This is a genomic window from Candidatus Poribacteria bacterium (genome assembly GCA_026702755.1).
Lineage (GTDB): Bacteria > Poribacteria > WGA-4E > WGA-4E > WGA-3G > WGA-3G.
Genome location: JAPPBX010000082.1, coordinates 84061 through 109417 on the forward strand (window position 1 = coordinate 84061; position 25357 = coordinate 109417).

Genomic DNA, 25357 nt, shown 5'->3' on the forward strand with positions numbered 1-25357 from the left:
CTGGATAAATAATTATTTTTAAGGTATACTATTAGAGTGAAGAAAGCAAGAAATAGATACAACAAAATTTTTAAGTTTGCGTTGGAATGTTTACAATACACTCCCACGCGATAAAAAAGATATAAGGTTAACGCAATTGAACCCTGATATAAAGAGGGATAGGGCTGTGCGATGAAACTCAGTCCACAAAAATCTGATTTTACAGGTTATCCTGGAAAGGTGGAATCTATGAACCTTAACAAACAGATACTTGCGATAATCATCTTTCTGTCAGCGACGATGCCTCATGCATTAGGGCATGTCACAGGCGAAAGACTTCAAAATTTTCAATACAATGCCGACCTTGCACCGGTTGCCCCTATCGTAGACGGTTATCTTGACGATCCAGTCTGGGAGAGGGTAACCCCCGGGAAATTGGAACGAAACTTAATTACCGGAGAACACTGGAACCCATCGCCAGATTTCACTGGATCTTTCGCGGCAACGTGGCGCAACGGCTTCCTCTACATAGCCATCAAACTCGTAGATGACCAGCTTGAAACGCGCCAAAGGAAACTGCTTCGTGAAGATCATCTTATCCTTTACGTAGATCCACATCACTCAGGACGAAAGGATGACCTCTACCGCTACGCAATCCCAATTGGGAAAGAGATGGGCACCCTAAAAGCCCCATTGATGCGCGTCGCATGGGGAAATGATGGACAAACATGCGAACTCAGTTTCCGGCTCGATAATCTCGCAAGAAAAGGCAATAGTATTGGATTCAGCATTACTTATAACGATGTTGATAACGGAAACCTTCAACATAAAATCACTTGGGCACCGGAAGGTTATACCGAGGAGAACGATTACCTTCCCGATCTCGTTTTCACCGCGAAGATCGAACCAAATAGACAACAACAATTAATCCAATGGGGACGCATCAAAAGTCTCTATTAATTCTGCCATCGTAGGGCGAGGCGTGAAAACCTCGCCCTATAGTTAAAAAATAGAATACCACCAAATAACATCGGAGAATTCGTGTACTATATCGGAAAAACTTTGGAACTGATGGGCATCGCGTGCTTGGGTGCTGGACTCTATTTAGGCTGTGTCAATCCCTTTGATTACAGCGAATCCAAAGCAATGGGTGTCGAGATGGGTTTCCTAACGCTTGGTGTTTTAGTCTTTTTTGTCGGAAGACTCATTGAAAAACGCTCTTAGAAATCCGATATTAATTAATCGTTTAGTCTTATAATCGCAATCCCCTGTTCACCTGCCACAGAATAGAGCAACCACATGTCTCCATCCTCACAATAGATGGCCGGATCACGGAGTTCATGCACACGCTCGCGATCTAACCCACCCGTTGACGGCTTAATCGGCAGATCCGCACCCTCAAAATCGTATTTCGGCGCAATAACCTCTATCGGTTCAGATGGATGCCAATCGTTCCAATTATCTATCAATTGCACGGTGCTTTTACGGATACGTTCTGGACTATCACCATAGAGTGAGTAATAGACGGTCAAGGTATCGCCTTCAAGATGGTTCGCTGTATGGCGTGGGAAACCGGTGTTATCCTTTTCTGACTTGCGGCGAAAGAGTGGTGTGTCTCGCGGCATGAACGATGTTGCCCATTGCGGGGTTTGTCCCCGACTTATCCAGCCGTGATATGTCGCATACGGATACCCCTTCCACCAGAAAACACGATAATAGGCTCCCATCTGCTTATTCCGTATATCCGAGGCAGTGTAGTTCACGCCATCAGTTGAGGTCGCCCAACAAGTTGACTGACCCCCATAACTCCCATGAAAATACATAACGAAACGGCGGTTCTCTTCGTCTATATGTACATCCGGTGAAGCGATGTGGTCGCCCTCTCGGAACACAGTGTTGTCCCGATGTAGCACGCCCGGACGGTGGACAGTATAAGGTCCTTCAATAGCATCGGCATACGCCAAGCGGATATAGGCACCTCGGTGATGGGCAAAATAGAGATAGTATTTTCCCAAAGGGTTCTGCACCCACTCAGGCACCCGAACGAGTGAAGGTCCGTTGATATTGGAGAAACCGTGTTCTCTATCAAGTTCAGGCATCTCTGGGTGAATTAGCAGTGTTCGTTCCATATCTTCCTCTCTTAGGGCTTACGCAATTTTTTAGGAGTAACTACGACTACACGCCGTTGGCGAGGTTTTAAATCTCGCCAGCAATGCAAGTACTGAGTTTCTTAATCATGTGCTTGAAACCGGTATACTTCTTGCGCTTCTTCAGACATGTTGTCCCATATTTCTCCTGGAACCCGTGCGCCGAAGATTCCCGGGGCATCAGGTGCATGATGAAGCCGCCGGAAATAAACCAAGGCGAGCATGTGTCTAACGGTAGATTCTGTCCGATTCGGCATCGCTCGGTGCCAGCACCGCATATCGCGGACAACAACCGAACCCGCGGGCATCTCTAACTGAAATGACGGGTAATTTGCCGCGCGCTCTTCCTCACAAACGTTGTAGGGTGTATTACGGACTGCTTCGTCGTCAACGATGAGATGCGAACCGGGCCACACTTCCGTCGCCCCATTCTCTACTGTGAAATCAACAAGCGGGATGTTAACGACAATCGTTGAAACGGGTAGGGCAAAGGGTAATTCAGGGAAGAGTTGTCCCGAATCTCGATGAATCCACTGGATTTCGTTCCCCGGACGAGTTGAGTTACAACCGTAAGGCAGATACGCAAACACTTTCTCACCCATTGCTGCTTTCAGAATCGGCATGGCGAAAGGACTATCAATGATGCGCGGGTCCATGAACGGCATTTTTAGCATTGGGTTCTCACCGTTTTGATCGTTCCCCTCATTACTCAGCACATTTTCCATAGCAATATTAAGCTCTGCTATCCAATCGCGTGGGAGAACGCCTTCAATGACCACCAATCCTGCCTCACGTAAGAGGCGCGCTCCCGCATCAATGCTTTCTGATGTGAGTTTATTTTTCGTGCGTTCCTGATTGGAGATTTCCAGTTTTGGAATGTTTACTGTTCGTCCTGTGGTTTCCATCTACTAAGCCTGCCCTTCTGTTTGGTTTTGAGGAAGTTTTAGTTCGGATCGAATCGCTTGCCGAACCTCGCTACAAATACGTGTCGCATGCTGTGCCTTCTCAGCAGTTGCTGACTTTCCTGGATAGCGAAATTCCACGGCATACGGAGCAATCACCAAAAAATCTGGTTGCCAAGCACGCCAACTTGGAATCGTCGGAACAATCATATCCAACAATGCCAATAAGTCATGCGACCTTAGGAGCGGAATATCTGCCCCTTGGAGCCAAGCCTTTAAATATTTCTCTATACACTGTTGGGCGTGAAAGCAGATCATATCAAAGTCAGGATCTTCGGCTTGCTGATGTAACGCTATTGCGGCGTAATCACGTTCTGCTTTCTGTGCCCATTCCTGTGTCAGTGGATTCATAAGACCTTTTTCCTTTTTCAACGGCTTTGGCAAGAAACTGGTAGACTTATAGAGCACATCACCTTTTTCAGTGATTTCGCGGAGAAACCAATCGTTGTACGAAATGCGATAGGCGATTTCTTCAGGTGACCGCACAAGCAAATCCATCCTGAAACGCCGCGGGATGCGTTGGAGAATCTCCCCGGCTTGGCGACTTGTCTCGGATTCTGGAATGTCCATGATGACGAGCAAATCAACATCTGAATTTTCGGTCGGCGTGCCATACGCATAGGACCCGAAAAGGATAACTTGTAATGGAGCGAATTCACGAACGATGTCATCACAAGTCGCCTGAATGTCTTCACGGTTAACCATCTGCCTTCCTCCTATTTTCTAAAGTATAGCATACGCCGTAAAGGAAGTCAATGCTTATTGCTAAGGCAAGTCTAATCAAATCATAGAAAAAATTGTTGTGTACTCTTGCGAATTTGTATAGAATAAATTACATTCTATTGGAATCAGTTTTACAACAGCATTTACAGGCAAAGGAGCAAATAATGACCCCTGAAGTCGCTTTAGAAAAACGGGAGCAGATGATTGAAGAAGGTTTCTGCGTTGTTGACGATGTTCTGACCGAGGAGTTCTTGCAGGAGCTCCGAGACGAGTCGGAACGGCTTATCGCAGGACACGTGGAACCCGAAGATGTGATCTATCAAGGACAGCACGTCAACGTCCGCGGCGAAGATAATCCTCACATTCAAAAATTGTTGGAATGGCAGCCTGCACGCGAGGCATTAGAACAGATTGGATTCGGAGATTTTACAACCTCTGGCGGGATTATTATTCTGACGAAGGAATCCGGGGGACCGCCACTCTATTGGCATCAAGATTGGATGCGCTGGAATGATCCACTCAGCATCGCGCCGTGGCCCCAAACGATTTTTCTTAATTATTATCTCACCGACACAAACCGAGAAAATGGCTGTTTAAAGGTTATTCCAGGCACCCATCGCAAGCGAATTGATTTACATGACATATTGGTGCCAGCACATGAACAAGGCGCGCGGTTCATTGATGAGGACCATCCGATCATGTTCAGCGATCATCCTGATCAGGTAGATGTCTGTGCAAAAGCGGGTTCGTTAGTCATGGCGGATGCCCGTATCTTACATTCCGCCCACAGAAACTTTACCGATGTTCGACGGACCCTAATTCTCGCATGGCACAGTCGTCCTAATACAGTACCCGACTATTGGGATCGCGAAATCCCTGAGATTATTGCCAATCGCGACGAGGACGCCAACTATCCGATGTCTCGTATTCCTACGCATCTTTTACAACCATAGAGGGAAATATGATTCCGATTGACCTCAACAATAAAGTAGCGGTAATTACGGGTGGTTCCGGCGCGTTGGGACGCGTTATGGCAAGGACTCTGGCGGAAGCGGGTGCGGACATCGCAATCTGCTACTACCGAGATCAAGAAACGGCGCACCTCCTGCGAGACGAAATCACGGCTAAGGGTGTCCAAGCAACCGTTGTGCAGGCAGATGTTACGAATCAGGACTCGATAAACGCTATGCGCGATCTTGTCTCGAAGGAACTCGGTGCAGCGGACATCATCGTTAATAATGCTGTCATTCAGTATACTTGGACCTCTGTTTTAGAGCAGCCTGCTGAAGACTACGAAAGCCAGTTCCAGTCATGTGTTTTACACAATGTGTATATGGCGCAAGCCTTTGTCCCCAGTATGATTGAATCGGGTTGGGGCAGGGTCATCAGCATTAACACGGAATGTTCAATGCAGAACTTCGAGAGGCAGAGCGCGTATACATCTGGTAAACGAGGTATGGACGGGGTCTTGCGGGTGCTTGCCAAAGAAGTCGGAGCACACGGCATTACCGTCAATCAAGTTGCCCCGGGATGGACTATCAGTGAAAAGAGTGAAGCGAGCGCAGCGGACGAACATTATTGGAGCAAAGTTCCGATGCAACGCCGTGGGACCGCTCAAGAGATCGCCAACGTCGTGCTTTTCCTCGCGTCGGATCTCGCGAGTTACATCACAGGTGCTTATATTCCGGTGTGCGGTGGGAACGTAATGCCCACGATTTGATAATTTTGCTCCCTATTGAGGTGGATAAGGACTCTTTCAAGGCGAAGAACTTCAAAAACTGAGAGATGCCTTGGATCGCTTAGAAGAATAAAAAAAGGACAACTCGTGGAATTAAAAGTTTGCGCGCTCGGAATCTTGTTCAGGAATGGGAAAATTCTGTTGGGCAAAAGAACTAAACACCGGACTTCTTATCCGAATGTCTGGGATATGATTGGTGGACACTGCGAAAGTGGCGAAACACTAACACAGACCCTCATCAGGGAATTGCAAGAAGAAATCGGTGTTACACCAATTCAGTTTGAACACATCTCAACCCTGTTTGATTCCAATAACGACCACACCTACCATGTATTTGTCATAACGGATTGGAAAGGTGAACCAGAGAGTCTGCAGCCAGAAGAGCACTCAATGATCGGATGGTTTGGAATCAATAAGGCGTTGGAATTGGAACTTGCCTTACCTGTATATCGCGAATTATTCATCAGTATTGAAGACAACTGATTATATCCCACACTGAACCGGAAAGGTATTTTCCTATCGTGTGTGAAAGCCATCGTTGCGCTGGACATGTAATATCTATTACTTAAAATTAAGTGAGGGAACCATGGAACGACATAAACTTCATTATGAAATGATGAACAGATTCGATCCGGATGGAGAGACGGGAGAGTACTGGAAAGTGGATGTACATGCCACTGCCGAGGAGCTGCAAACGTTTGTCGAGACAGGTTATCTCATTCGAGAAGGGCTCTTTCAAGGTAAAGCACTCCAAAAACTGAGAGATGCTTTGGATCGTTTGGAAGAACGGGAATGGGAAAAACGAGATAGTGCTATTGCGGGAAAAAAAGGCTGGGGCTTCATCCCTCGTCACCTTATGGACAAAGATGAAGTATTTCTTGAGCTCTTGAAATTCCAACCGACCTTGTCAATTGCACGAGCAATGATGGGACCGCTCGTCCGTCTGCGTGGTTTAAGCGCACGTATCACTTATCCGGGTAATGGTCGGGAACACCAAACACCGTGGCACCAACACATGCGAGTGATTCCAAACCCAATTCCGCCATGGTTCTCACGTCCACACTGCATCGATTGTCTCATCTACCTTGACGATTTGAATGAAGATACAGGAGCCGTCGCTGTTGTTCCGGGTTCCCACGACTGGTTAGACAAGGCATCACCGACTGTACACGAATCTGTAGAAGGTGAAGTCGAACTACGGGTGAAAGCCGGTGGTGGTGTCCTGATCCACGGCAATCTCTGGCATCGGGGACTGCCAACACTACACGCCAAGCGGCGAATGTTAATTTTAAGTTATACACCGACGTGGTTGCGGAAGTCGCCTCACGGGGGCGCGCAACCGGAAGATGGGTTAACCCATGCTTTTCTTGAAAATGCCGATCTGGAAGAGCGGATGCTGTTGGGTGTAGGCGGATATTCCTAAAGCACAGGAGAAATTATGGAAGTCAACATTAGAGAGGCAATCCCGGATGACGCGCAAGCCGTTGCTTCAGTCCTTAATTCGGTTATCCTCGAGAGGCAATATACCGCGCTAACGAATACTGTCACAGAAGATGAAGAGCGTGTCTTTATCAAAGGGTTATGTCCACGGAGTGCAATGTTTGTCGCTGAGGTGGATAAAAAGGTTGTCGGTATTCAAGTCATCGAGCCAGATGGTTTGGCACGTTATACCGATTCGATGCGACATATAGCCACAATCGGAACCTGGATACAGTCAAATTTTCGTGGGTATAAGATTGGACGGTTGCTTGCTGAGACATCTTTCACGTTTGCGAAAGCGAAAAACTATGTGAAGATTGCTATTCAAGTGATAGCAGACAATACGCGGGCACTTCGATTTTATGGGAATCTCGGTTTTGAGAAAATAGGTATCGCCAAAAAGCATGTGAAATTTGAGGATAGATTCTGTGATGTGTTCTATCTGGAAAAGTTCCTAATAGATGACCCCTGAACGTGGCGTGACGCTTCGCGCGGTGCTGATAGACTTGGCGGGAAAAATGATAATGTGGTTAAAAACAGGAAAAAATTATTGCTTTTTTGTATTCCTTATTATATATTCAAATTAGCGGATGTTAACCGCGTGAGATTAAATGGACACCTCAAATCGTATGATGTAGTCCAAGGTTAGGTCCATGAGAACACCTTTTTAGCGTTTTGGTCTGTGGCAGGATAGAAACACTATAAAGGTGTTCCCATGGCTTTGAAAGCAACTTGGGTTATTGGAACCGTAATTCAGTGCATCCCCAAGGAGGCATTCCTATGTCGCTTTCGTTTATTTAGTCAAATCTATTCGGAAAAAGTTCGCCTTTTCCATCTTTTGAAACACGAACAGTTTTAACAGCGCACACTGATGGCGTGTGCTGCTTACAGAAGGAGACCCTCAATGAAAACTGCGCTTATGTTTAAGTTATTGATGTTAGGGCTAATTTCAATTGGACCGGTGCTGGTAGTCCACGCCCAAGTCACGGAGGATGACCTTATCATCTACTACAGTTTCAACAAAGACACGATCAAGGGGGACGATGTCACTGATGTGTCGGGCAACAAAAATGATGGTCTCATCAAAGGCAATCAGATCGAACCAGTGAAGGGAAAGGTCGGGGACGGTTTAGAGTTTCCCGGTGTCGCGACAGATTACATTTCAGTTCGGGAACACCAATACGTTGACCCGATTGAGCAAATTAGCCTCGTTGCATGGGTTAAAGCGGATCGAAGGGGCATGATCGCCTCTTGGGATCGGAGTGAGTTCTTCCGTTTTGCTGTAGGTGATGATGTCGGCGGAAACAACGGGACAACTTTTGTTGCCTTTGACACCTGTTGTCCATGTTGTCATGATTGGTTTGGCAAAACAGATGTCGCCGATGACAAATGGCATCACCTTGTCGCAACATTTGATGGGAAAGAAAAACGGATATACGTTGACGGCAAGTTAGATCAAAAGGAAGGTGCGCCCGCCAAAGTCATCGGTGCCGGGGCAGCACGGTATGGGTTTATTGGGATTGGTTCGGAAGCAGGTGGTTTTGATGCCGGTGTGGGACCGACATGGGCATATAGCGGAATTTTGGATGAGTTTATGCTGTTTCACCGCGCCCTCTCCGAGAAAGAGGTTAAACACCTCGCCAACGGACCTGAAAACCCGTTTGCCGTCGATCCGAAAGGCAAATTAAGTACGACTTGGGCGGACATTAAAGACGTTGAATAGAAACTGGGTAGGAAATTAACGGGCGGTGCCACGGTGCCGCCCTTTTTTTATGCCTTCCGAAGAACGGTATTTAGGCATCTACCGAGATTGCTTCCTGAATGCCGGGCCACTCTTTCCATATATCGGTGTAAGCCTCATAACCGTTCTGCTCACAATCAACGTGGCGCAAACGGAAAATAACAGCGTAGCGAATATCTGCCGCTGCGTTGGGTGCCGCCGTGTGAACGATCTGGTGGTGTGTCAGAACGACATCGCCTGCTTTACCGACTATCTGTTTCGGTCCTTCAGGTAGTTCTGGTCTCGGCATCCCGTCCGCTAATATCTCATGCCCTTCCTTTTTGAAATAGTCAGCGAAGAAACTGTGCGATTTGGGCCAGACTGTGAAGTTCCCGCTATAGGGTTCCGGGACATCGGCGAGATAAATCACAGCGAGCGCAGTAAACCCACGCCGATAAATCCCCTTTGCCATACCATTTTTACCGCTCCCTAACCCGTCAAGGTGTCCGTTAGGTTCGTTTGGATCCACGCGCAACGGACCCGGGAAACGCAGTGCTATCTGTCCTGAGTTCGGGATTTGAACGTTCCCTTCACCCATTAACGACTCCGAAAGTTGGCGAACAGGCGTTTTACTGAAGAGATCAACGATTGCGGGCGCGTTACGAATCTCGTCGCAATAGGATTGCGCTCGGTAGCGCTCTAAGTCTCCTTCGTTCATACCAACAGTACCGATGGAATGATTAATTTCCTGCCGCGCCGCGTCTACCATCAATTGTGGTACCACACCGGGGATAGAAATATAGCCGTTTTCATGGAACTCTAACTTCTGTTTACGACTGAGCATATAGGTTTCTCCAGTTTATAGGTGTTAAAGTATTCTGCCCGCCAAAAGTTATAACATCTCTAACCCGAATTGCCAAAAATTTTGTTCGAGCATCGGGCTGCACACGGTTATAAAGCATTAATGTGTGAGGGCATAGACAACCGCATTGATACCCATTTTTAATGCCATATCGGAATACTCACGCGGATAAATATCCTCTGCAGCGTGTTCCCAGGCATCCCCAAGATCCGTATTGAAGTTTATCATCATCATGAGCCGTCCCCTGTCGTCATAGACCCCGCGGCAGTACGCTGGATATCCGTCGAACCGTTCATAGGTTCGTCCACTATAAAGCGAACGGAGTCCGGGAATCTGCATTAATTTGTCTATCTTAAAGAAGCATCGGAAGATGGGATGCGAAATAGGAATGTCCACCGGCTCACGTTTTGGAAAAATCTTCTTGAACTCTGTATAAAACCATTTCCATTCACGTTCCCCGTGGAAATCATCGATGAAGATAAAACCGCCGCGTAAAAGATATTCACGTAGATTCTTTGCTTCTGCGCGGCTTAACCTGAGACTGCCTACCTCCAACATATAGGCAAATGGATACTCAAACAGTTCTCCCGATCCGACTTCAATGATCTTTTCATAGGGATCGGCATTGATATTCGTCTGCTTACGGAGTTGCCAGATGAAATTCCGGTCAGAGGCAGGGTAATCCACACGCCAACTACTACGTCGCGTGAGCTGCCCACCATACTTCAGGCGAACGAAAGTAAATAGGTCGCTGTCATTTTCTCCGTCCAGAAGAACAGTGGGTGTGAACACTATAACAAGTATCGTTAGGATCAAAATTGTTCGCATATAGTTATTCTCCACTTTCGTTCTGTCCGAATAGCTCTCTAAGGGTACGGGGTAGGCATAAGACCTACTGCTACTGCACGCCTACGGGATGTGAGGATAAATATTTTAGAGTAAAATCCGAAAATATGTTTACAGGTCGTCAGGGAACAAGGGCCCTACCACCGCTGGCGAGGTTTGTAACCTCGCCCTTGTGTTGGTGTATAGGTAATTACGGATTTTACTCTAAAAGAAGTACATATAGTGTAGCACAAAACGAACAGTTTATGCTACAAGTGAAATTTTCACCAAATCTAAAACGCGGATTGGGAGTTAAAATAGGTAGGGAAATGCCGAGAGTAATGAATCACTCCCAACGGGACTTGCGCACAAAGCAAATATTGGGATGAAACGATGGAAGGAAAGGAAGGATGACAGGATGGGAGCCTTCCAATCTTCCGATTCTGTGAGGAAAGGAAGGAATTTTGCGTAAGTCGTATCTCAATTTACCTCTTAATGCGTAAGTGCGTAGACAACGGCGTTAATTCCGAGTTTAAATGCCATGTCTGAACGTTCACGGGGATAGAAATCCTCGGCGGCATGCTCCCATCCATCTCCGAGATCCATATTGAAGTTTATCATCATCATGAGTCTACCGTTGTCATCGTAGACACCAAGACACCGTGCAGGACGACCATCTCGTTTTTCATAGGTCTTTCCTCTGAGAGCTGCACCTGCCCCGGGAACCTGCATCAGTTCATCAATGTCATAGAAACAGTGAAAAAGTGGATGCGAAATAGGGATGTCCACCGGCTCACGTTTCGGAAAAATCTTTTTCAATTGCTTATAAAACTGCTTCCATTGTCTGCCCCCATGAAAATCGTCTACTAAGATGAAACCGCCGCGCAGGAGATATTCGCGCACGTTTCCTGCCTCCTCGGATGTCAGACGCAATCGACTCACTTCCAACATATAGGCAAACGGGTATTCAAAGAGTTCTCTGGAACGGATGTCAACAATTTTTTCTTTTGACGAAACGTTAATGTTCGTGTGCTTCCGAAGTTGGAAGATGAAGTTGCGATCTGAAGCGGGCCAATCTATATCCCATATACTTCGCCATCCTCTATATTTTAAACGGACGAAGGTAAACTCATCTTCGGACGACGGAGCAACTTCCCGTTCACCATCTGGAAAAGCGATAGGGACAAATAGTATACCGATAATAACAAAAACGGTTAAAGCGCGCATCGTTGTTGTGACCTTTAGAAACTGTAATACCAAGTTGTCGTAATTTGAGTACCTTGGCTGGATTCAAACGCTTTTGCAATGTTAACCCTAACGATAAAATCATTTTCTCCAAACTGTAAACCGATGCCAATATTCCCTTTGGGATCGAAGGTATATGCCGGACCGGACACATTCCAAACCTGACCTTCATCAAGAAAAGCAATGGCAAACGCGTTTCTGAAAATATTCCAACTGGATAGATTGGCTAAACGGTAGTGATATTCGACGTTAAGCAGAAACCCTCGATCCCCTGCAAATGCGTACGGGGAAGACCGATGACCACTCTTATAATCTATTATACCCGCAGATTCTTCTGTGTGCCTGAGCCAAGGGTATCCCCTGAGTCCACCCATACCACCAATTACAAACTGGCGTTGAATTGGTAGCGATGCGTCGGAAAATCCAAACAAGAAACGCGTGCGGATCCGATTTTCCGCTAACGGAAAAGCATACCGAAGGTGCAATAGTAGGCGTGTAAAATCAAAATCCGAACCCGCGGCAGCACTGCTATGTTCAACGAGGAGGGTACTGTGCCACCCCAAGGAATTTGTCCGCTTATCAAAATCGTATTGGAAAGTGAGGCTGCGCATCTGACCAGGGGTTATCGGTGGGTTTTCTCTCAATTCGAGGCTTGATTTCCAATTGGTAACAAACCAATCCGTGCTTTTCTGCAAATTCGCGTGTGATTCGGCAACCGCTGCCAATTTGAACGAATGGATTGACATAAGGGGTGCCCATTGCAAAGCCATTTCGGCACCTTGTCGCAAATAGTAATTTTGAAAATCTGGCATACCGATAGTGCGTTGAAAAATCGTCACTCCACGGTTGTGGCCCGGAAAAAGTTCGGGTGCGACTACTTCTGTTAATCGATGAACTTGTGCTGTTCCGCCAAGGTTCCAGCTGTAAGGTTTCCCCCAATTCGCTGTACCACCAACACGGTAATGGAGATGTGGATTTCCGAATGCATAACTTACCTTCCCAAAGAATTTTGACGTTTGACCGCTGATCGAATCCCCGACGCTCCACGCCCAAAGCGGTCCAATCTCTTTCCGTTTACCGACTTCAAAGCCGGTGCCGATTTCCCAGCCGGTAACGCGATTAAACCCAAAACGTAGTGGCGGATTGAGACCAAGATAGACATCGGTGGCAAGCGGCTTTTCATCAACAGTAATCGTTGCGATGTACTTTGAATCTTCCTCGTTAACCTGTAGGTTTATCTCCTCAAAATGGGGCATCACTTTAAACAACGTTTTAAGTGCCTGTTCAATGTCTTCGGAACCGTTTTCAAGGGTCCGCTGGATCTTTTCCTCTGGAATTTTTTTATTCCCTCGGACGCGGACCTCGTGAATAGGTGCCTCTCCTGCCCAAAATCGGGTTGCTACAAGTAATGTTTGCATATCTAATTTTTCGGGAACCGTCTTGTCGCCTATTGATCTGTGGATTTGATTGCCACGAGGTCCAGAAATTTTCAGAGATTCCAGTACCGATATGGTTTTAGGAAGATTGTCCACAATAATTATTGCGGTCCGTTTGGCATCTTTTTCTTCAATACGCAGAGAGACTTTTCTGTCACTACTAAGGAGTACATTCGCAAGGACAGGCATAACCTTCGTGATGTCTCCAGAGCCGTTTCCAAGAATTTTCATGATATTGGCTCTGGCTGCTCTTGTGTCCCCAATCTGTTTTGGATCCAGCCCTTCAGGTGTTGCCAGACCGTTCTGGATCTGCAGTTCATGAATTGGTTTACCATCAATTTGCCAATCCCAAGACTTTGTCGGTTTAGGTGCTTCTTGTAAAACCGGAGTCTTTTTTACTTCACTCCTATTCTCATTTATATCAGGAAGTTTTGGATCTAATTCGATGGATTCGGGTGCCGGAAGAACTGGAGGCGGTGCGAGTTTCAAATCACGAGGTCTGAGAGCCATCAACTCAGGAATTTCAATACCGAGTTGATTAAGATTGAGCAGCAATTCGCCGAGCTGCTTTTGCAGGATTTCACCAACGATATTTATCAAATATACACCGCTGTCGCTATTGACGATGACGAAGATTCCGGCAACAGTTTCACCTCTTTGGAGTGTATAGAGATGCAAATTGTCGCTTCCGACATCGCCTTGCCAGTGCTCGCCAAGTACGTTCCATCCGCGTCCCTTCAGTGTCTTTTCATAATACTGAACAACTTCCTTAAGATCGACAGAGCGGCTCCGATAATTGCGGAGGTGCAGGTTGTTTATAGTGTTGAACAGCGGGGCAACATCGGCAGTTGGGTCCTCCATCACAAGTGCGATGACACGCCGGTTCAAATCGAATTGAAATTCAGGCGATGGCAGATTTGGACAATCAAAAGCGACAGTTCCGTCATCCGTTTGGAGTTGTGAACGTACAATGGGACTGATAAGAAACAGAAGTACTATCAATGTTTTCGTAATCGCATATTTCATCCGGAATCTCCCTTACTGTTCACTGCCAATGTCCTCCAGACGTTGCTGTAGTTTCCGCAAAGCATCTGGAATGCGAGGCTTGCCGGGGCGATAGATAATTTCGGGTGGTACAATTTTCCCTGACCGGGTTGACTCCCAACGCCAATTCCATTTGGGGGTTGTTACTGAGATAGAAGAACGAGACCACTCAGAAACGGGTTCCTTCGGGGGTTGATAGTACCACTGTAGCGCGATGAATTCTCGGGGACCCTGAAAGTAGTGAATTTCAACAGGATAGATGCCAGCTGCGAGCGTTATGTATCCTTGTTTACTCATTGCTGGATGAACTCCGTCATTATCCACAACCAACCTTCCATCGACATATAATTTCGCGCCGTCATCTGCGTGAAGCCCGAAGGTATAACGCCCCGGTGTATCAATTGCTAACTCCGCACGGAAGCGAATCGCAAAATCCTCAACGACAGACTGTATTTCTGGCGTGGGAAATCCCTCGGTATACCTCCGTTGAGGAACATCAAGATTTGGTGTGACAAAGGTATAAACAGGGGTCAGAAGGTCGAAATCTGGCATCTGATGGATCGTACCGCCGGGGACGTAGACTTCCCCGATTAAACCGTGTCCGGGCATTGCATCTGTTCCGAAGATACCGAGTCCGGCACCTACACCGTCAAGGTTTCCGAGTCCCACATCGGCTGCGCCAGTTCCGTGTACGAAGCCTTTTCCTGTCCCATATCCTCCGTGCCCAGGGCCTCCAACACCGCCCCCTCGTTGTCCTTCAATGACGACAGGACCCGCCAATGCGCCATCGTCCTCGCCAAAACTGGCATTGGACACAGGACTCGGACTATCCGCTTGTGGAAGGTCAGTGTGTGTAACAACGTCAGGTGCTACATCAGCGTGAAGTGGTGCTTTCGGCACACTCACTTCCGGGGCGTATGTCGGTGAAGCTGGAGAAGAGGCTGATGCTTCAGCTTCACTCACTTGCGGCACTAAAGGTGTCCGTGGGGGTAAAACCCTTCGTCTCACCTCTTTCTCAGCTTCCGGCTCCAGTATTTCAGCCGATATGCTCTCTTTTTCTAACATAAAGTGATTGACGAGAAACGGCGAAACCGCTAACATCAATCCTATGTGGAGCGCAAATGATAATAATAAGGCACGATTTGTGTGTCTGCGCATTTTGTTATCCCACATGCATTTGGAAGCAACAAGGTTGTGAAGTTTACAAAAGAGGTCGGGATTCGGAGATCCCTCTTACAAATGTCCTTTCTCTGTTACTACAAACGAGCTCCCAAAAAGTTGCATATTTTTCCAAACTATCTCATATCGTTGTAAATATGCTTAGTGCGTGAGCGAATAGACAACGGCATTAATTCCCATTTTGAATGCCATATCCGAATACTTGCGTGGGTAGAATGAATCCGCGGCGTGTTCCCAAGCATCTCCCCAATCGGTATTGAAGTTAATCATCATCATGATCCTGCGGTTGTCATCATAGATTCCGAGACACTGCACGTGACGACCGCCATCACTTGCTCTTTCATAAGTTCTTCCTCTGCGCGCTGAGCCCGCTCCGGGAATTTGTGCCAATTCGTTGATTCGATAGAAGCAGTGAAAGAGCGGATGCGACATCGGAATATCTTCTGGTTCACGTTCCGGGAAGATTTTTTTTAATTGTGTATAAAATCGCTTCCATGCTCCTTTTCCATGAAAATCATCAACAAGGATAAAACCGCCGCGCGTCAGATATTCCCGTAAATTTCTCGCTTCAGCATTGTTGAGTTCCAAACGACTGACATCCAGCATATAGCCGAATGGATAGCGAAAGAGTTCACCTGAATTAATATCAACCACCTTCTCCTCAGTACTAATCCTGATATTCGTCTGCTTGCGGAGTTGGAAAATAAAATTTCTATCTGAAGCGGGCCAATCTGTATCCCATTTACCTCGATGTCCTCGGACACCCCTGTATTTTAAACGAACGAAAGTGAATACGTCAGTCCCTTGATTCTCGGATGCAGCTGCAGACGCAAGATGATCGTTAAGAACAGATGGTACTGTCAATATAGATACCAGATACAGCATAAAGGATAGTAATATAATACAATTTCTGCGTTGAGGCATTCGTTGGACCTTGTTGTTTTCTTTAGAAACTATAAAACCAGACCGTATTAAATCGCACGCCCTGTTCCGATTCAAAGGCTTTCGCAACGTTAAATCGCAAAAAGGAGTCGGTTTCACCGAACTGGAAACCGATGCCAGCATCGCTCTTCGGAGCAAGCGTGCGTGTCTCGTCAGTCACATTCCACGCTTGACCTGCATCTAAGAAAAATATCAAAAAGAGATTAAAATCAAAATTAAATTGCTGGTTTCCCCAAGTAAACAGTTGCGGTAAATAGAAAAAATATTCGATATTGAAGAGATAGCCGCGGTCACCAGCAACGGCATAAAATGGATAACCGTTCAAGAGTCCCGGTCCACCGATGACGAATTGGCGTTGAATTGGCAGCGAGTCGGTTGAAAAACTGCCGACAGCACGCGTGCGTATCCGATGTTCACGCCATGGATGGGCATAGCGTAGTTGGAGCTGATACCGGGTAAAATCAAAATCTGATCCGAAGGTGGCATTGCCGTGCTCAACCGAAAATGTGTTATGCCAACCGAGATGATTTCGACGGGTGCTAAGATCATATTGGAACATGACGCTCCGCATTCTTCCGGGCGTTATCACCGGATTTTCCGGTGCCTTTGATTTTGAACGCCAATTGAAGAAATGCCAATCCGTGCTTTTTTCTAAACTATCATGTGTCTCAGCAAGTAGAGATAGTTTAAATGAGTGCGTCGGCATAACTGGTTTCCATTCCAATGCGATCTCAATCCCTTGTCTCAAATAGTAATTCAAGGGATCTCGCATCCCAAAAACTCGGAGGGTATCCGTCCCACCACCATCATAGTGAGAAAGAAAGTTAGGGGTGATTATGTCCGTGGAACGATGGAGTTGGGCAGTTACGCCGAGATGCCATGAAGAGGGTTCACCCCAGACTGCACTGCCGCCAGCTCGATAGTAGGTTTGTTTATTGCCGAGCCCGTAACCAATCTGCGCGAAGAGTTTTGAATTGTCATCACCAGTGGCCTCAGGAGAGGAACTGATTCCAAAGCCAAAGGACATACTATTTTCCTTCTGTCTCCGAAAGCCGGATTCGATGCGTGTGCCGATCTCCCATCCAGTGACACGATTGAATCCAAGCTGCGGTGCCCCATCCATATAAAAACGAGGATCAATCGGTTTGTCCACGACGGTAATTATTGCTGTCCGTTGCAAACCTTTATCTTCAACCACGAGATCTACCTTTTCAAAAGTTGGCACTGCCTGAGGGAGCTCTTTGACCGCCGCCTCAATCTCTTCAGGTCCTTTCTCAAGTGCTTTTCTCACTGTGTTCGCCTCGGTCCCTCGAATTACTATCTCGTGAATTGGATCTCCTGTTCGGGTCCGAAACGACTTCGCAAGCATCATAGGTTGTGTGTCATCTAACATTCCACCGGCACTAATCGTAACACTCCGTTCCGCGGCGTTCACCATGAATTTCGGTGAATCAGCAGAGCCGTTTTTTGATAAGAGACTATCTAATAAGTCAGTGAGGTCCTTGGATCCACTTTTCAATCCGTCGCTTATTCTGGCAACCTGTTTTTTTCCTGTTGAGCGAATCTGAATGCTTTCGATTGGGTGTCCGCGGTAGCTCCAATGCCCTTGATGGCTCTCGGTGTAGGTCTGGATAGACGATAGGTTGAAGGTTTTCTTATACGTTGTCTGCCCGTTGACAGTGGAGGTGTTCCCAGTAACGCGGAAGATCGTTGGCAGCGGCATGCGTTTTACTGTCTTTTCAGTGCCAAGTTTACCGAGATTGACTAAGAGTCGATCTGTCTGTTGTAAAGGGACACTGCCAACCATATTTAGCAGCGTGCGTTCTACTGCCTCTTCAGATGTCTCTTCAGATTTCGGAAGGACGAGTTCACCCAGCGATTTCAATTCAGGGGTCTCAATGCCAAGTTCACTGAGATTTTCTAAGAGTCGATTTGTCTGTTGTAAAGGGACGCTGCCGACGATATTTAGTAGAGATATGTTCTCGTCGTTTTTTACAATTGCAAAGATCCCAGCGATAGTGTTATCGGATCGCCGGTTTTGCCCATCAGTTTTCGCCAGCATATAAAGATGGTGGTTATTCGTTTCCTGTATACTGTGCCAGTTTTTCGCTTTCAACTTCTCATCGTAATACCAAGCCAATTTATTAAAAACACCTGCATCGTAGCCATAGATGCGGATGTAGAGATCATCAACTGTATTGAAGGGTGTTGTCGTAGTGGCAAGTGCGATAATTTCACGCGTGAAGTGGAATTGAAACTTGGCGTTTGGCATATTGGGACAATCGAAAGGGATTGTCCCGTCCGACGTTGCAGCAGACATTGTTGGAGCCAAGATTATTAGGAAAAAGAATATGGCGAAAATGCTATCCTTCATATTTTTTAACAGCCTTTGGGAGAGTTGTGTCATTTTAACAGGTCACGGTTTTATTGTCAAACGCCAGAAGTAATCAGTCAGAACTATTTAACTCTTCGGTAGGAGGGAATTCCGATTCCCGACATATTCTTCTGGAATGATCAATGCTACCAATATTGATACCACATCAGCCACAAAGGATAGTCATAAAATACGATTTATATCTGTCAATGCATTTTGTTATACCTTGCGGGTTTGTTTAGAAACTATAAAACCAGACGGTGTTGAATCGCATGCCTTGTTCCAATTCAAGGGCTTTCGCAACACTAAAACGTAAAATACTATAGTTCTCACCGAACTGAAAACCGATGCCAACATCGCTTTTCGGCGTAAATGTGGATGTCTTATCAAGGACATCCCACGCCTGTCCCATATCAAAGAAAAACACCGCAAAAATATTCGCATCAGAAAGGTCTATTATATTTTTCCCCCAGGAGAACAGTTTCCAGATGAACAGCTGCGGTAAGTGGTAAAGGTATTCGACATTGAAGAGGAACCCGCGATCGCCAGCAAAGGCGTAGAGTGGATAGCCGCTTAATAGTCCCGCCCCCCCAATGACAAATTGGCGTTGAATCGGCAGAGAGTCGGTTGAAAAACTGCCGATTGCTCGCGTCCGTAGCCGATGTCTACCGAACGGATGCGCATATCTTAGGTGAAGTTGATACCGGGTAAAATTAAATTCGGATCCGATAGCGGTATTACTATGCTCAGCAAAGAAGGTATTGTGCCAACCGAGAAAATCGTGCCGGGTACTATAATCGTATTTGAACATCACACTCCGCATTCGAGTTGGTGTTATCACTGGATTTTCACGGACCTCTGATTTTGAACGCCAGTTGAGGAAGTGCCAATCCGTGCTTTTGCGTAAACTATCGTGTGACTCCGCAAGTAAGACGAACTTGAACGAATGTCTCTGCTTAACAGGTCTCCATTGCAAGGTGACCTCAAACCCTTCTCTCAAATAATAATTCTGATGATCTGGCACTCCAAAAACCCTGAGAATAGTCATCTCTGTATCGTCATAAACCGGAAAAAGATCCGGAGCAATGCTGCTTGTCGTACGATGCAGTTGTGTCGTTAACCCAAGGTGCCATGAATGACGTTCACCCCAAGCTGCCTTGCCGCCGACCTGGTAGTAAACCTGCTTATTACCAAATCCGTAACCAATCCGCCCGAAAAATTTTGAGAGATCATCTCCACGGAATTCACGAGGAACGCTGATGTGGTAGGATGTGTCAGAAGACTTCCCCTTCCGGTAACCAGAATCAATATGTGCGCCCAACTCCCACCCACTGACGCGATTGAATCCAACCCGCGGTGCACTGTCAAAATAAAAACGTGCCGGAAGCGGTTTTTCGACTATGGTAACCACCGCTGTACGTCGATCGCCTTCCTCCTCAATTCGGAAACGTGCCGCCTTTAAACCCGACATCGCGATCGGGAGTGCTACGATCGCCTTTTCGATTTCTTCGGGACCCTTTTCAAGTTCTTTTCTAACATCGTCCGGATGTGTGTCTTGATGACCTTGAATCCGTATCTCATGGATCGGTTCTCCTTCTCGGGTCCGAAACTGTTTTGCCAACATAGAAGGCTCATCTTTCTGATATGGTAGGTTCCCAACGATAATTGTAGCACTCCGTTCCCATGAACGTACAAGAAGCTTCCGCTTATATTTAGGTGTGTTGGGGGACGGAAGACTCTTGAGCACTTCTTCAATATCAGCAGTTCCGTTTTGAAGTGCCTGCTTGATCTGGGTAATACTATTTTTGTTGTCTGATCGAATATCAATACGTTCAATCGGATGACCATAGTAAGTCCAATGTCCCTGAAGACTCTCATTATGGTCTCTGGAGAACGTTAAACCGAACTTTGATGATTCTTCTTTTTTTGAAAACCCTATCGAAAAAAAATGCGGCAGATCATCGGCGGTCCGAAATAGAGTTGGGAGTGGCATCCGTTCTGGTGGCGTTTCAAATTTCTGAAATATCTGTGCATCAAGCGATTTTAATGCAGGTATCTCTATCCCGAGTTGATCAAGATTCGCCAAGAGTCGTCCTATCTGTTGCGGCGGGATATCGCCTACGATGTTTAAAAGATGGACATTACTGTCGCTTTCTACAACGGCAAAGATGCCCAAAATTGTCTTATCTGACTGCGCACTTTGTGCACTGGCTGCCTCAAGGATATAGAGTAGCACATCGTTATCTTTTTGGAGACTTTGCCAGTTTGCTGCTTTCAATGCTTCGTCATAATACTGCGTAAATTTATCAAATATACCAGCTTCAGTGTCATAGGTATGGAAATAAATATCTGACACTGTGTCGAAAAGTTCTGCCGTGCCAGCGAGAGCGATAAATTCGCGCGTAAAATGGAATTGAAATTTGGCGTTTGGTATATTGGGACAATCGAAAGGGATTGTCGCATCCGGTACTCCTGCAGACACTAAAAATGGCACAAGTAGCAGGAATAGAAATAAGACGAAAATGTAGTTTTTCACAAGGGTCTCCTATTGCCTTGGTGGGAGCGATTCACAATCACTTGTAGTAGATGAAGAGTTTTCCTGTCAAATATTACGAGGGACTAAAGGGCATTTATGGTAGATTTTAGAATTACGTGGACCTTGTGACATGTAAGCGGGCACCCACAAGGGGTGCCCCTACACGGTGTCTAACATTTTGACCTTCCGATTCACTCTCTCTTAAGTCGTCCCCAGAGCGTAGTAAGCTTGGCAGTCGGCTCAACAGCGAGACTCACGGGTTCTTCACCTTCATAAATCAGCAAATCATCCACATAACCCCGAGCAGTCATCGCCCAAGCAAGAAAAATGAACCATTTGGGGCGGGGCGCGAGTGCAGCATCCTGAAACGGTAGATTTCTTTTCGGTTGTGAAGCCAGAGCGGCTTCTCTACTGTCTCCAGTGTAAAAATCAAACAGATTTTTCTCAAAATTGGAGACAATCCGGACGTAGTTCCACCTATTAACAGGGAAGTCTATTATCTTCCGCCACGGATTTCCGTGATGGACATGGCAACGAGCAATACTTCCGTGCCAGTCAACATAAGGTCCTCCAGCATCATTATCAAATGGTTCCTCCGCAGAATGAACACTGATAGCGAAAGATTGCTTCCCTCTCTCAATATAGACCCAAAATTCAACCGAAACGATAGACTCGTCAGTTTCTAATTTGTAAGGCAGCATGCGAAGTCTTCCCTGCTCCTTGAAGAAAATCGCGAGCGATTTTTTACCGGTTTTGACGTTATCAATAGAGACTTGAAACGTATCTTCTTTTTCGCCTACAGCGTGATCTTCAAATCCGGTTTGTTTGAGTATTTTCTGAGCAGGCACACTCCTCACGCAAATGAAACCTAAAAGGACAGTTCCAACAACGACAAGATATTGGATAGAACATCGCTTCGCTACGCCAGCGACTCGTTTTGCTATCCGAACGATTTTTACTTCATTCATATACTCCAGTCTCTCCTTTGAAAATTTTGTCTAAATTTTATCAAGCGGGAAACGGAGTACACCACGACCGAGCGTTCCGACATAAAGCGTGTTATTATCAACAGTAAAGGAGATGATCGGGCTTGGAACTTCCGGCGTAACTTGTTCCCATGTGCTCGAATTCTCCTTCAATGCATACACCTGTCGTTCCGTTGCGCCATAGACGGTTGCGCCGTCCACCGCAAATTTCTCTATGACAACCGGCGTGCCTTCCGCATCGGTTACCTTATGCCAACGCGTCCCATCGCTTGAATATGCGACACCTTTATCTGTTGCTACGTAAACAGTTGACCCAGCGAAGACGACTGTGTTGTAAGCGGCAACAGAAAATGGGAGATCTGCGGTGACATCATTCCAGGTATCCCCTTCATCAAACGACTGCATGAGGTGTCCATCCTGTTTGCCAACATAGAGGGTTTTACCGGACACCGCGAGTTTGACACCGAGAGAGTGAATAAGATCAGTCGCCTCAGCGTGCTCAGCAGAATAGAGGTTAGAAAGAGAGGGGGGTTCGGCTTCATCTTTTAACCCGGTGTCGAACCAGGCAGTCATACCGGGTTTCCATCTGAAAAGTCGCTGCAGGTATTCAACATAGTAAGTATCACTGCTAACGGCAAAGTCACCAAAAAACGACATCATACCAGCTGTGGGTTGTTCCTGAAGTGCCTTATTGAGTGCTTCATTTTTTAGCCGCTGAAGATTGACGTTATTCTTAAGTGCCTCATTCAATTGGTCAGGATTGATCTCCTTGAGTGCCCCAATTAACTGGTTAGAATCAAGATCTTCAATCTCTTGCTTACTCTTATCTGTAACCGCTTCCAGCAGGGTCTTCATCAGTTCTTCGGTCATTGGTATCTCTACTGATGTCCGGACCGTATTACCTGGCCCGACTTTCCCAAAAGCAGGCATGTCAGGGATAAACTTTGGGATAGTGTCCTCGGTGGATAGCCGAGCTATGGGTGAAGGTGAATTCATATGATTACCCCTCTTTACATAGAGAATACCGTCAAATGCCTTAATAATAACACCGTGGTCAATACCACCGGGGAGCGGTGTCCACGACTCACCACTGTCTACTGAGGTGACGAATCCAGTCATTGAATTTGCGTAGAGCTTACCCTTAATAGCGATCAATGTCGGAACGGTAGTGTCCACGAATCCAGTATTAAACTGATGCCACGATTTACCGGCATCGGTTGTCCGCTGAACCCCAGGCGGGACACCTCTATAGAAGGTGTTCTTATCTAACATCAGCACAGGTGGGGCGATATTGTAATCTGATCCCAGCTTTAAATCTAAGGAATTCCAGGTCTCTCCGGTGTTTATAGAGTAGAAAAGTTCTCTGTTCGCGTCTACCACCATCACCTTTTCTGCTGCTGCGACTATCTTGATTTTCGAGAACATCTCCAGATCGACTCCAAATCCAACAGGAAACCCACGCTTCCTCTTTTTCTTTGTCTCATTCTCTAACCTCTTCCATGGATCTATAGAATACCAAGAATCACCTGAATCTGTTGAACGGTAAAGCGACCACCATGCGTTATTGTCCATTCCTGATTTGGATCGCATCTCTGCATCTCCAGCTGCAGCATAAAGCCGGTGCTCTGCAACTATCAAGGCATAGATAGTCGGTTTCTCCATGCTCACCCCTTCTGGACGAATGTACACTCTTTCCCATGTCCCAGCACCAAGGCGATAGAGTCCGTTATCGGTGCCAGCAAATACGGTGTTCTCAACGGCAGCGAGCGCGTGAATCCTCTTGGCATCCAATCCATCTTTCAGAGATATCCACGATGCGCCCCTATCTTGGGAATGATAAACTCCTTCAGTAAGCCCAAGATAAAAGCCTGCGTCGGTTATCACTAACCCTGCTGGCGCGCCTTTTGGATGGCTGCCGAGCGAGTTCCATGTGCTACCACTATCGGTAGAAGTTAATATTTCCGTATCGGTAGCGACATAAAGCGTATCGTTGTGCTCTACCATTTGCCCCCCGCTCGTTAGCCAATCTTGCACGCTGCGTGAGGTTTCCATTTCGGCACTAACAAGTTTCCATGCGCGCTGATCGTCCGACAATTTATAAAGACTGGTCGGTGTTCCCGCATAAATGTCCCCACCCGTTGTCGTAAAGAGGGTATTGACCGCGGCTCCCTCCGGTCCTTTTGTCTGTATCCATTGCGGTTTAGGCGTTGAAACTTCTGTTTCGTCAACGAGTGCTGCAGCGAAGAGGGGCGCGTCGGGTTTCTGACCGGCACCGGGGTTTTTACCGGGGGTAGCCGAACGACCCGCCTGATTCCGAATTGCGGGTTTCGCTGGTGAATCTAATACAAACGCTGCTTCAATAATCTCAACCGTCCGTTCCGATGTGGCGTTTAAACTGTATGGTCTCTGAAAGCGGGAGAGGTATTGTGTACCAACACCCATCAGTAGGAAAATCAGAACCGCTGAGGCGGCAGAAAGCAACCAAGGTCCCATCGGCTTATTTGCAGTAGGTGCGGTGGGGGCAATACGCGAGATTTCACGCATGATATTCTCTGTTAGGTTAGTGGGCAGTTGGAAGCTGCCAAGGTTTTGTCGAATCATATTTTCTTCCTTCTTTAGGCGGTTTCGTGCGCGGCTAAGCCGGCTTTTAACGGTATTTGGAGAGACACCGAGAAATTCGCTGATGGTTTTGATTGTCATTTCACCGAGGTAATGGAGCGTCATCACTGTCCTTTCACTCTCAGGCAGTTTTTGGAGCAGTTCCTTGACGACTTCACGACGCGTCTCATCGGCTTCGGCTTCCTGTTTCTGGGCTACATATCGAGAGTATGACGCTCGATTCACCTCATTCATATCAGTGACCTCCAAGGATTGTTCCGGTAAGGATTTCTTTTGGAACCAGTCAGAACACAAGCGCGCCGCGATGACATAAAGCCATCCTCCAAACAAATTGTGATTTTTTAATGTTTCGAGTTTTTGGTATGCCCTGAGAAACGCGTCCTGCGTGATTTCCTGAGCGATGTGAAAATCACCGATTTTTCGCCACACGAGGGCATGCACACCCTTCTGATACTTGTTGACGAGAAGAGCGAACGCCTCTTGATCGCCTTGGAGTACCTGTTGAATGAGTTGTGCATCTTTCTGTTCCATTGCGAGCTCCTTTGGAATCCTAACATCTTT

21 protein-coding genes are annotated in these 25357 nt (G+C 46.7%); 8 read left to right on the forward strand and 13 right to left on the reverse strand.

All coding sequences use genetic code 11. The features are described from left to right. Positions 1–228: 228 nt before the first annotated feature. Both OXH39_15540 and OXH39_15545 read left to right on the forward strand, forming a co-directional pair. The gene (locus OXH39_15540; protein ID MCY3551873.1) at positions 229–939 is read left to right on the forward strand and encodes a hypothetical protein; all 711 of its coding nucleotides are present in this window, start codon (positions 229–231) and stop codon (positions 937–939) included. Positions 940–1020: 81 nt separating this feature from the next. Continuing rightward, positions 1021–1203 (forward strand): hypothetical protein, encoded by a 183-nt coding sequence (locus OXH39_15545; protein MCY3551874.1) that lies wholly within the window; start codon positions 1021–1023, stop codon positions 1201–1203. A gap of 14 nt (positions 1204–1217) precedes the next feature. Here the strand turns inward: OXH39_15545 and OXH39_15550 are convergent, their stop codons facing one another. From OXH39_15550 to OXH39_15560, 3 genes are all read right to left on the reverse strand, one after another. Beyond that, positions 1218–2108, reverse strand: coding sequence for a hypothetical protein (locus OXH39_15550; GenBank protein MCY3551875.1), 891 nt, complete (start codon positions 2106–2108; stop codon positions 1218–1220). Between the two features lie 101 nt (positions 2109–2209). Next, complete coding sequence (locus OXH39_15555; protein ID MCY3551876.1) at positions 2210–3031, reverse strand: phytanoyl-CoA dioxygenase family protein; 822 nt, start codon at positions 3029–3031, stop codon at positions 2210–2212. 3 nt (positions 3032–3034) lie between these two features. Next, the gene (locus tag OXH39_15560; GenBank protein MCY3551877.1) at positions 3035–3793 is read right to left on the reverse strand and encodes a HEPN domain-containing protein; all 759 of its coding nucleotides are present in this window, start codon (positions 3791–3793) and stop codon (positions 3035–3037) included. Positions 3794–3975: 182 nt separating this feature from the next. Between OXH39_15560 and OXH39_15565 the strand changes: the two genes are divergently transcribed. The 6 genes from OXH39_15565 to OXH39_15590 all read left to right on the forward strand — a co-directional run bounded on the left by OXH39_15565 (position 3976) and on the right by OXH39_15590 (position 8751). After that, on the forward strand, positions 3976–4764 hold the full coding sequence (locus OXH39_15565; protein MCY3551878.1) for a phytanoyl-CoA dioxygenase family protein: 789 nt from the start codon (positions 3976–3978) through the stop codon (positions 4762–4764). Between the two features lie 11 nt (positions 4765–4775). Continuing rightward, a complete protein-coding gene (locus tag OXH39_15570) occupies positions 4776–5531 on the forward strand; it encodes an SDR family oxidoreductase (GenBank protein MCY3551879.1) in 756 nt (251 codons plus the stop codon). 105 nt (positions 5532–5636) lie between these two features. After that, positions 5637–6032, forward strand: coding sequence for an NUDIX domain-containing protein (locus OXH39_15575; GenBank protein MCY3551880.1), 396 nt, complete (start codon positions 5637–5639; stop codon positions 6030–6032). Positions 6033–6135: 103 nt separating this feature from the next. Continuing rightward, positions 6136–6972, forward strand: coding sequence for a phytanoyl-CoA dioxygenase family protein (locus OXH39_15580; GenBank protein ID MCY3551881.1), 837 nt, complete (start codon positions 6136–6138; stop codon positions 6970–6972). Positions 6973–6987: 15 nt separating this feature from the next. Beyond that, positions 6988–7500 carry an N-acetyltransferase gene (locus OXH39_15585; protein ID MCY3551882.1) on the forward strand — a complete coding sequence of 171 codons (513 nt, stop codon included), beginning with the start codon at positions 6988–6990 and terminating at the stop codon, positions 7498–7500. 432 nt (positions 7501–7932) lie between these two features. Beyond that, positions 7933–8751, forward strand: a complete 819-nt coding sequence (locus OXH39_15590) for a LamG domain-containing protein (GenBank protein MCY3551883.1) — start codon at positions 7933–7935, stop codon at positions 8749–8751. Positions 8752–8821: 70 nt separating this feature from the next. Here the strand turns inward: OXH39_15590 and OXH39_15595 are convergent, their stop codons facing one another. The 10 genes from OXH39_15595 to OXH39_15640 all read right to left on the reverse strand — a co-directional run bounded on the left by OXH39_15595 (position 8822) and on the right by OXH39_15640 (position 25327). Beyond that, positions 8822–9592 carry a hypothetical protein gene (locus OXH39_15595; protein MCY3551884.1) on the reverse strand — a complete coding sequence of 257 codons (771 nt, stop codon included), beginning with the start codon at positions 9590–9592 and terminating at the stop codon, positions 8822–8824. Between the two features lie 117 nt (positions 9593–9709). Next, entirely contained in the window at positions 9710–10438 is a 729-nt protein-coding gene (locus tag OXH39_15600) for a DUF4159 domain-containing protein (protein ID MCY3551885.1), read from the reverse strand. Positions 10439–10927: 489 nt separating this feature from the next. Further along, entirely contained in the window at positions 10928–11662 is a 735-nt protein-coding gene (locus OXH39_15605) for a DUF4159 domain-containing protein (protein MCY3551886.1), read from the reverse strand. Positions 11663–11676: 14 nt separating this feature from the next. Further along, the gene (locus OXH39_15610; GenBank protein ID MCY3551887.1) at positions 11677–14142 is read right to left on the reverse strand and encodes a BamA/TamA family outer membrane protein; all 2466 of its coding nucleotides are present in this window, start codon (positions 14140–14142) and stop codon (positions 11677–11679) included. A 12-nt stretch (positions 14143–14154) separates the two neighbouring features. Next, entirely contained in the window at positions 14155–15318 is a 1164-nt protein-coding gene (locus OXH39_15615; GenBank protein MCY3551888.1) for a PA14 domain-containing protein, read from the reverse strand. 162 nt (positions 15319–15480) lie between these two features. Beyond that, a complete protein-coding gene (locus tag OXH39_15620; protein ID MCY3551889.1) occupies positions 15481–16203 on the reverse strand; it encodes a DUF4159 domain-containing protein in 723 nt (240 codons plus the stop codon). A gap of 82 nt (positions 16204–16285) precedes the next feature. Further along, entirely contained in the window at positions 16286–18655 is a 2370-nt protein-coding gene (locus OXH39_15625; GenBank protein ID MCY3551890.1) for a hypothetical protein, read from the reverse strand. A gap of 238 nt (positions 18656–18893) precedes the next feature. After that, positions 18894–21191, reverse strand: a complete 2298-nt coding sequence (locus OXH39_15630) for a hypothetical protein (protein ID MCY3551891.1) — start codon at positions 21189–21191, stop codon at positions 18894–18896. A 191-nt stretch (positions 21192–21382) separates the two neighbouring features. Next, the gene (locus tag OXH39_15635; protein ID MCY3551892.1) at positions 21383–22159 is read right to left on the reverse strand and encodes a hypothetical protein; all 777 of its coding nucleotides are present in this window, start codon (positions 22157–22159) and stop codon (positions 21383–21385) included. Positions 22160–22189: 30 nt separating this feature from the next. Continuing rightward, entirely contained in the window at positions 22190–25327 is a 3138-nt protein-coding gene (locus OXH39_15640) for a sigma-70 family RNA polymerase sigma factor (protein MCY3551893.1), read from the reverse strand. Positions 25328–25357: the final 30 nt, after the last annotated feature.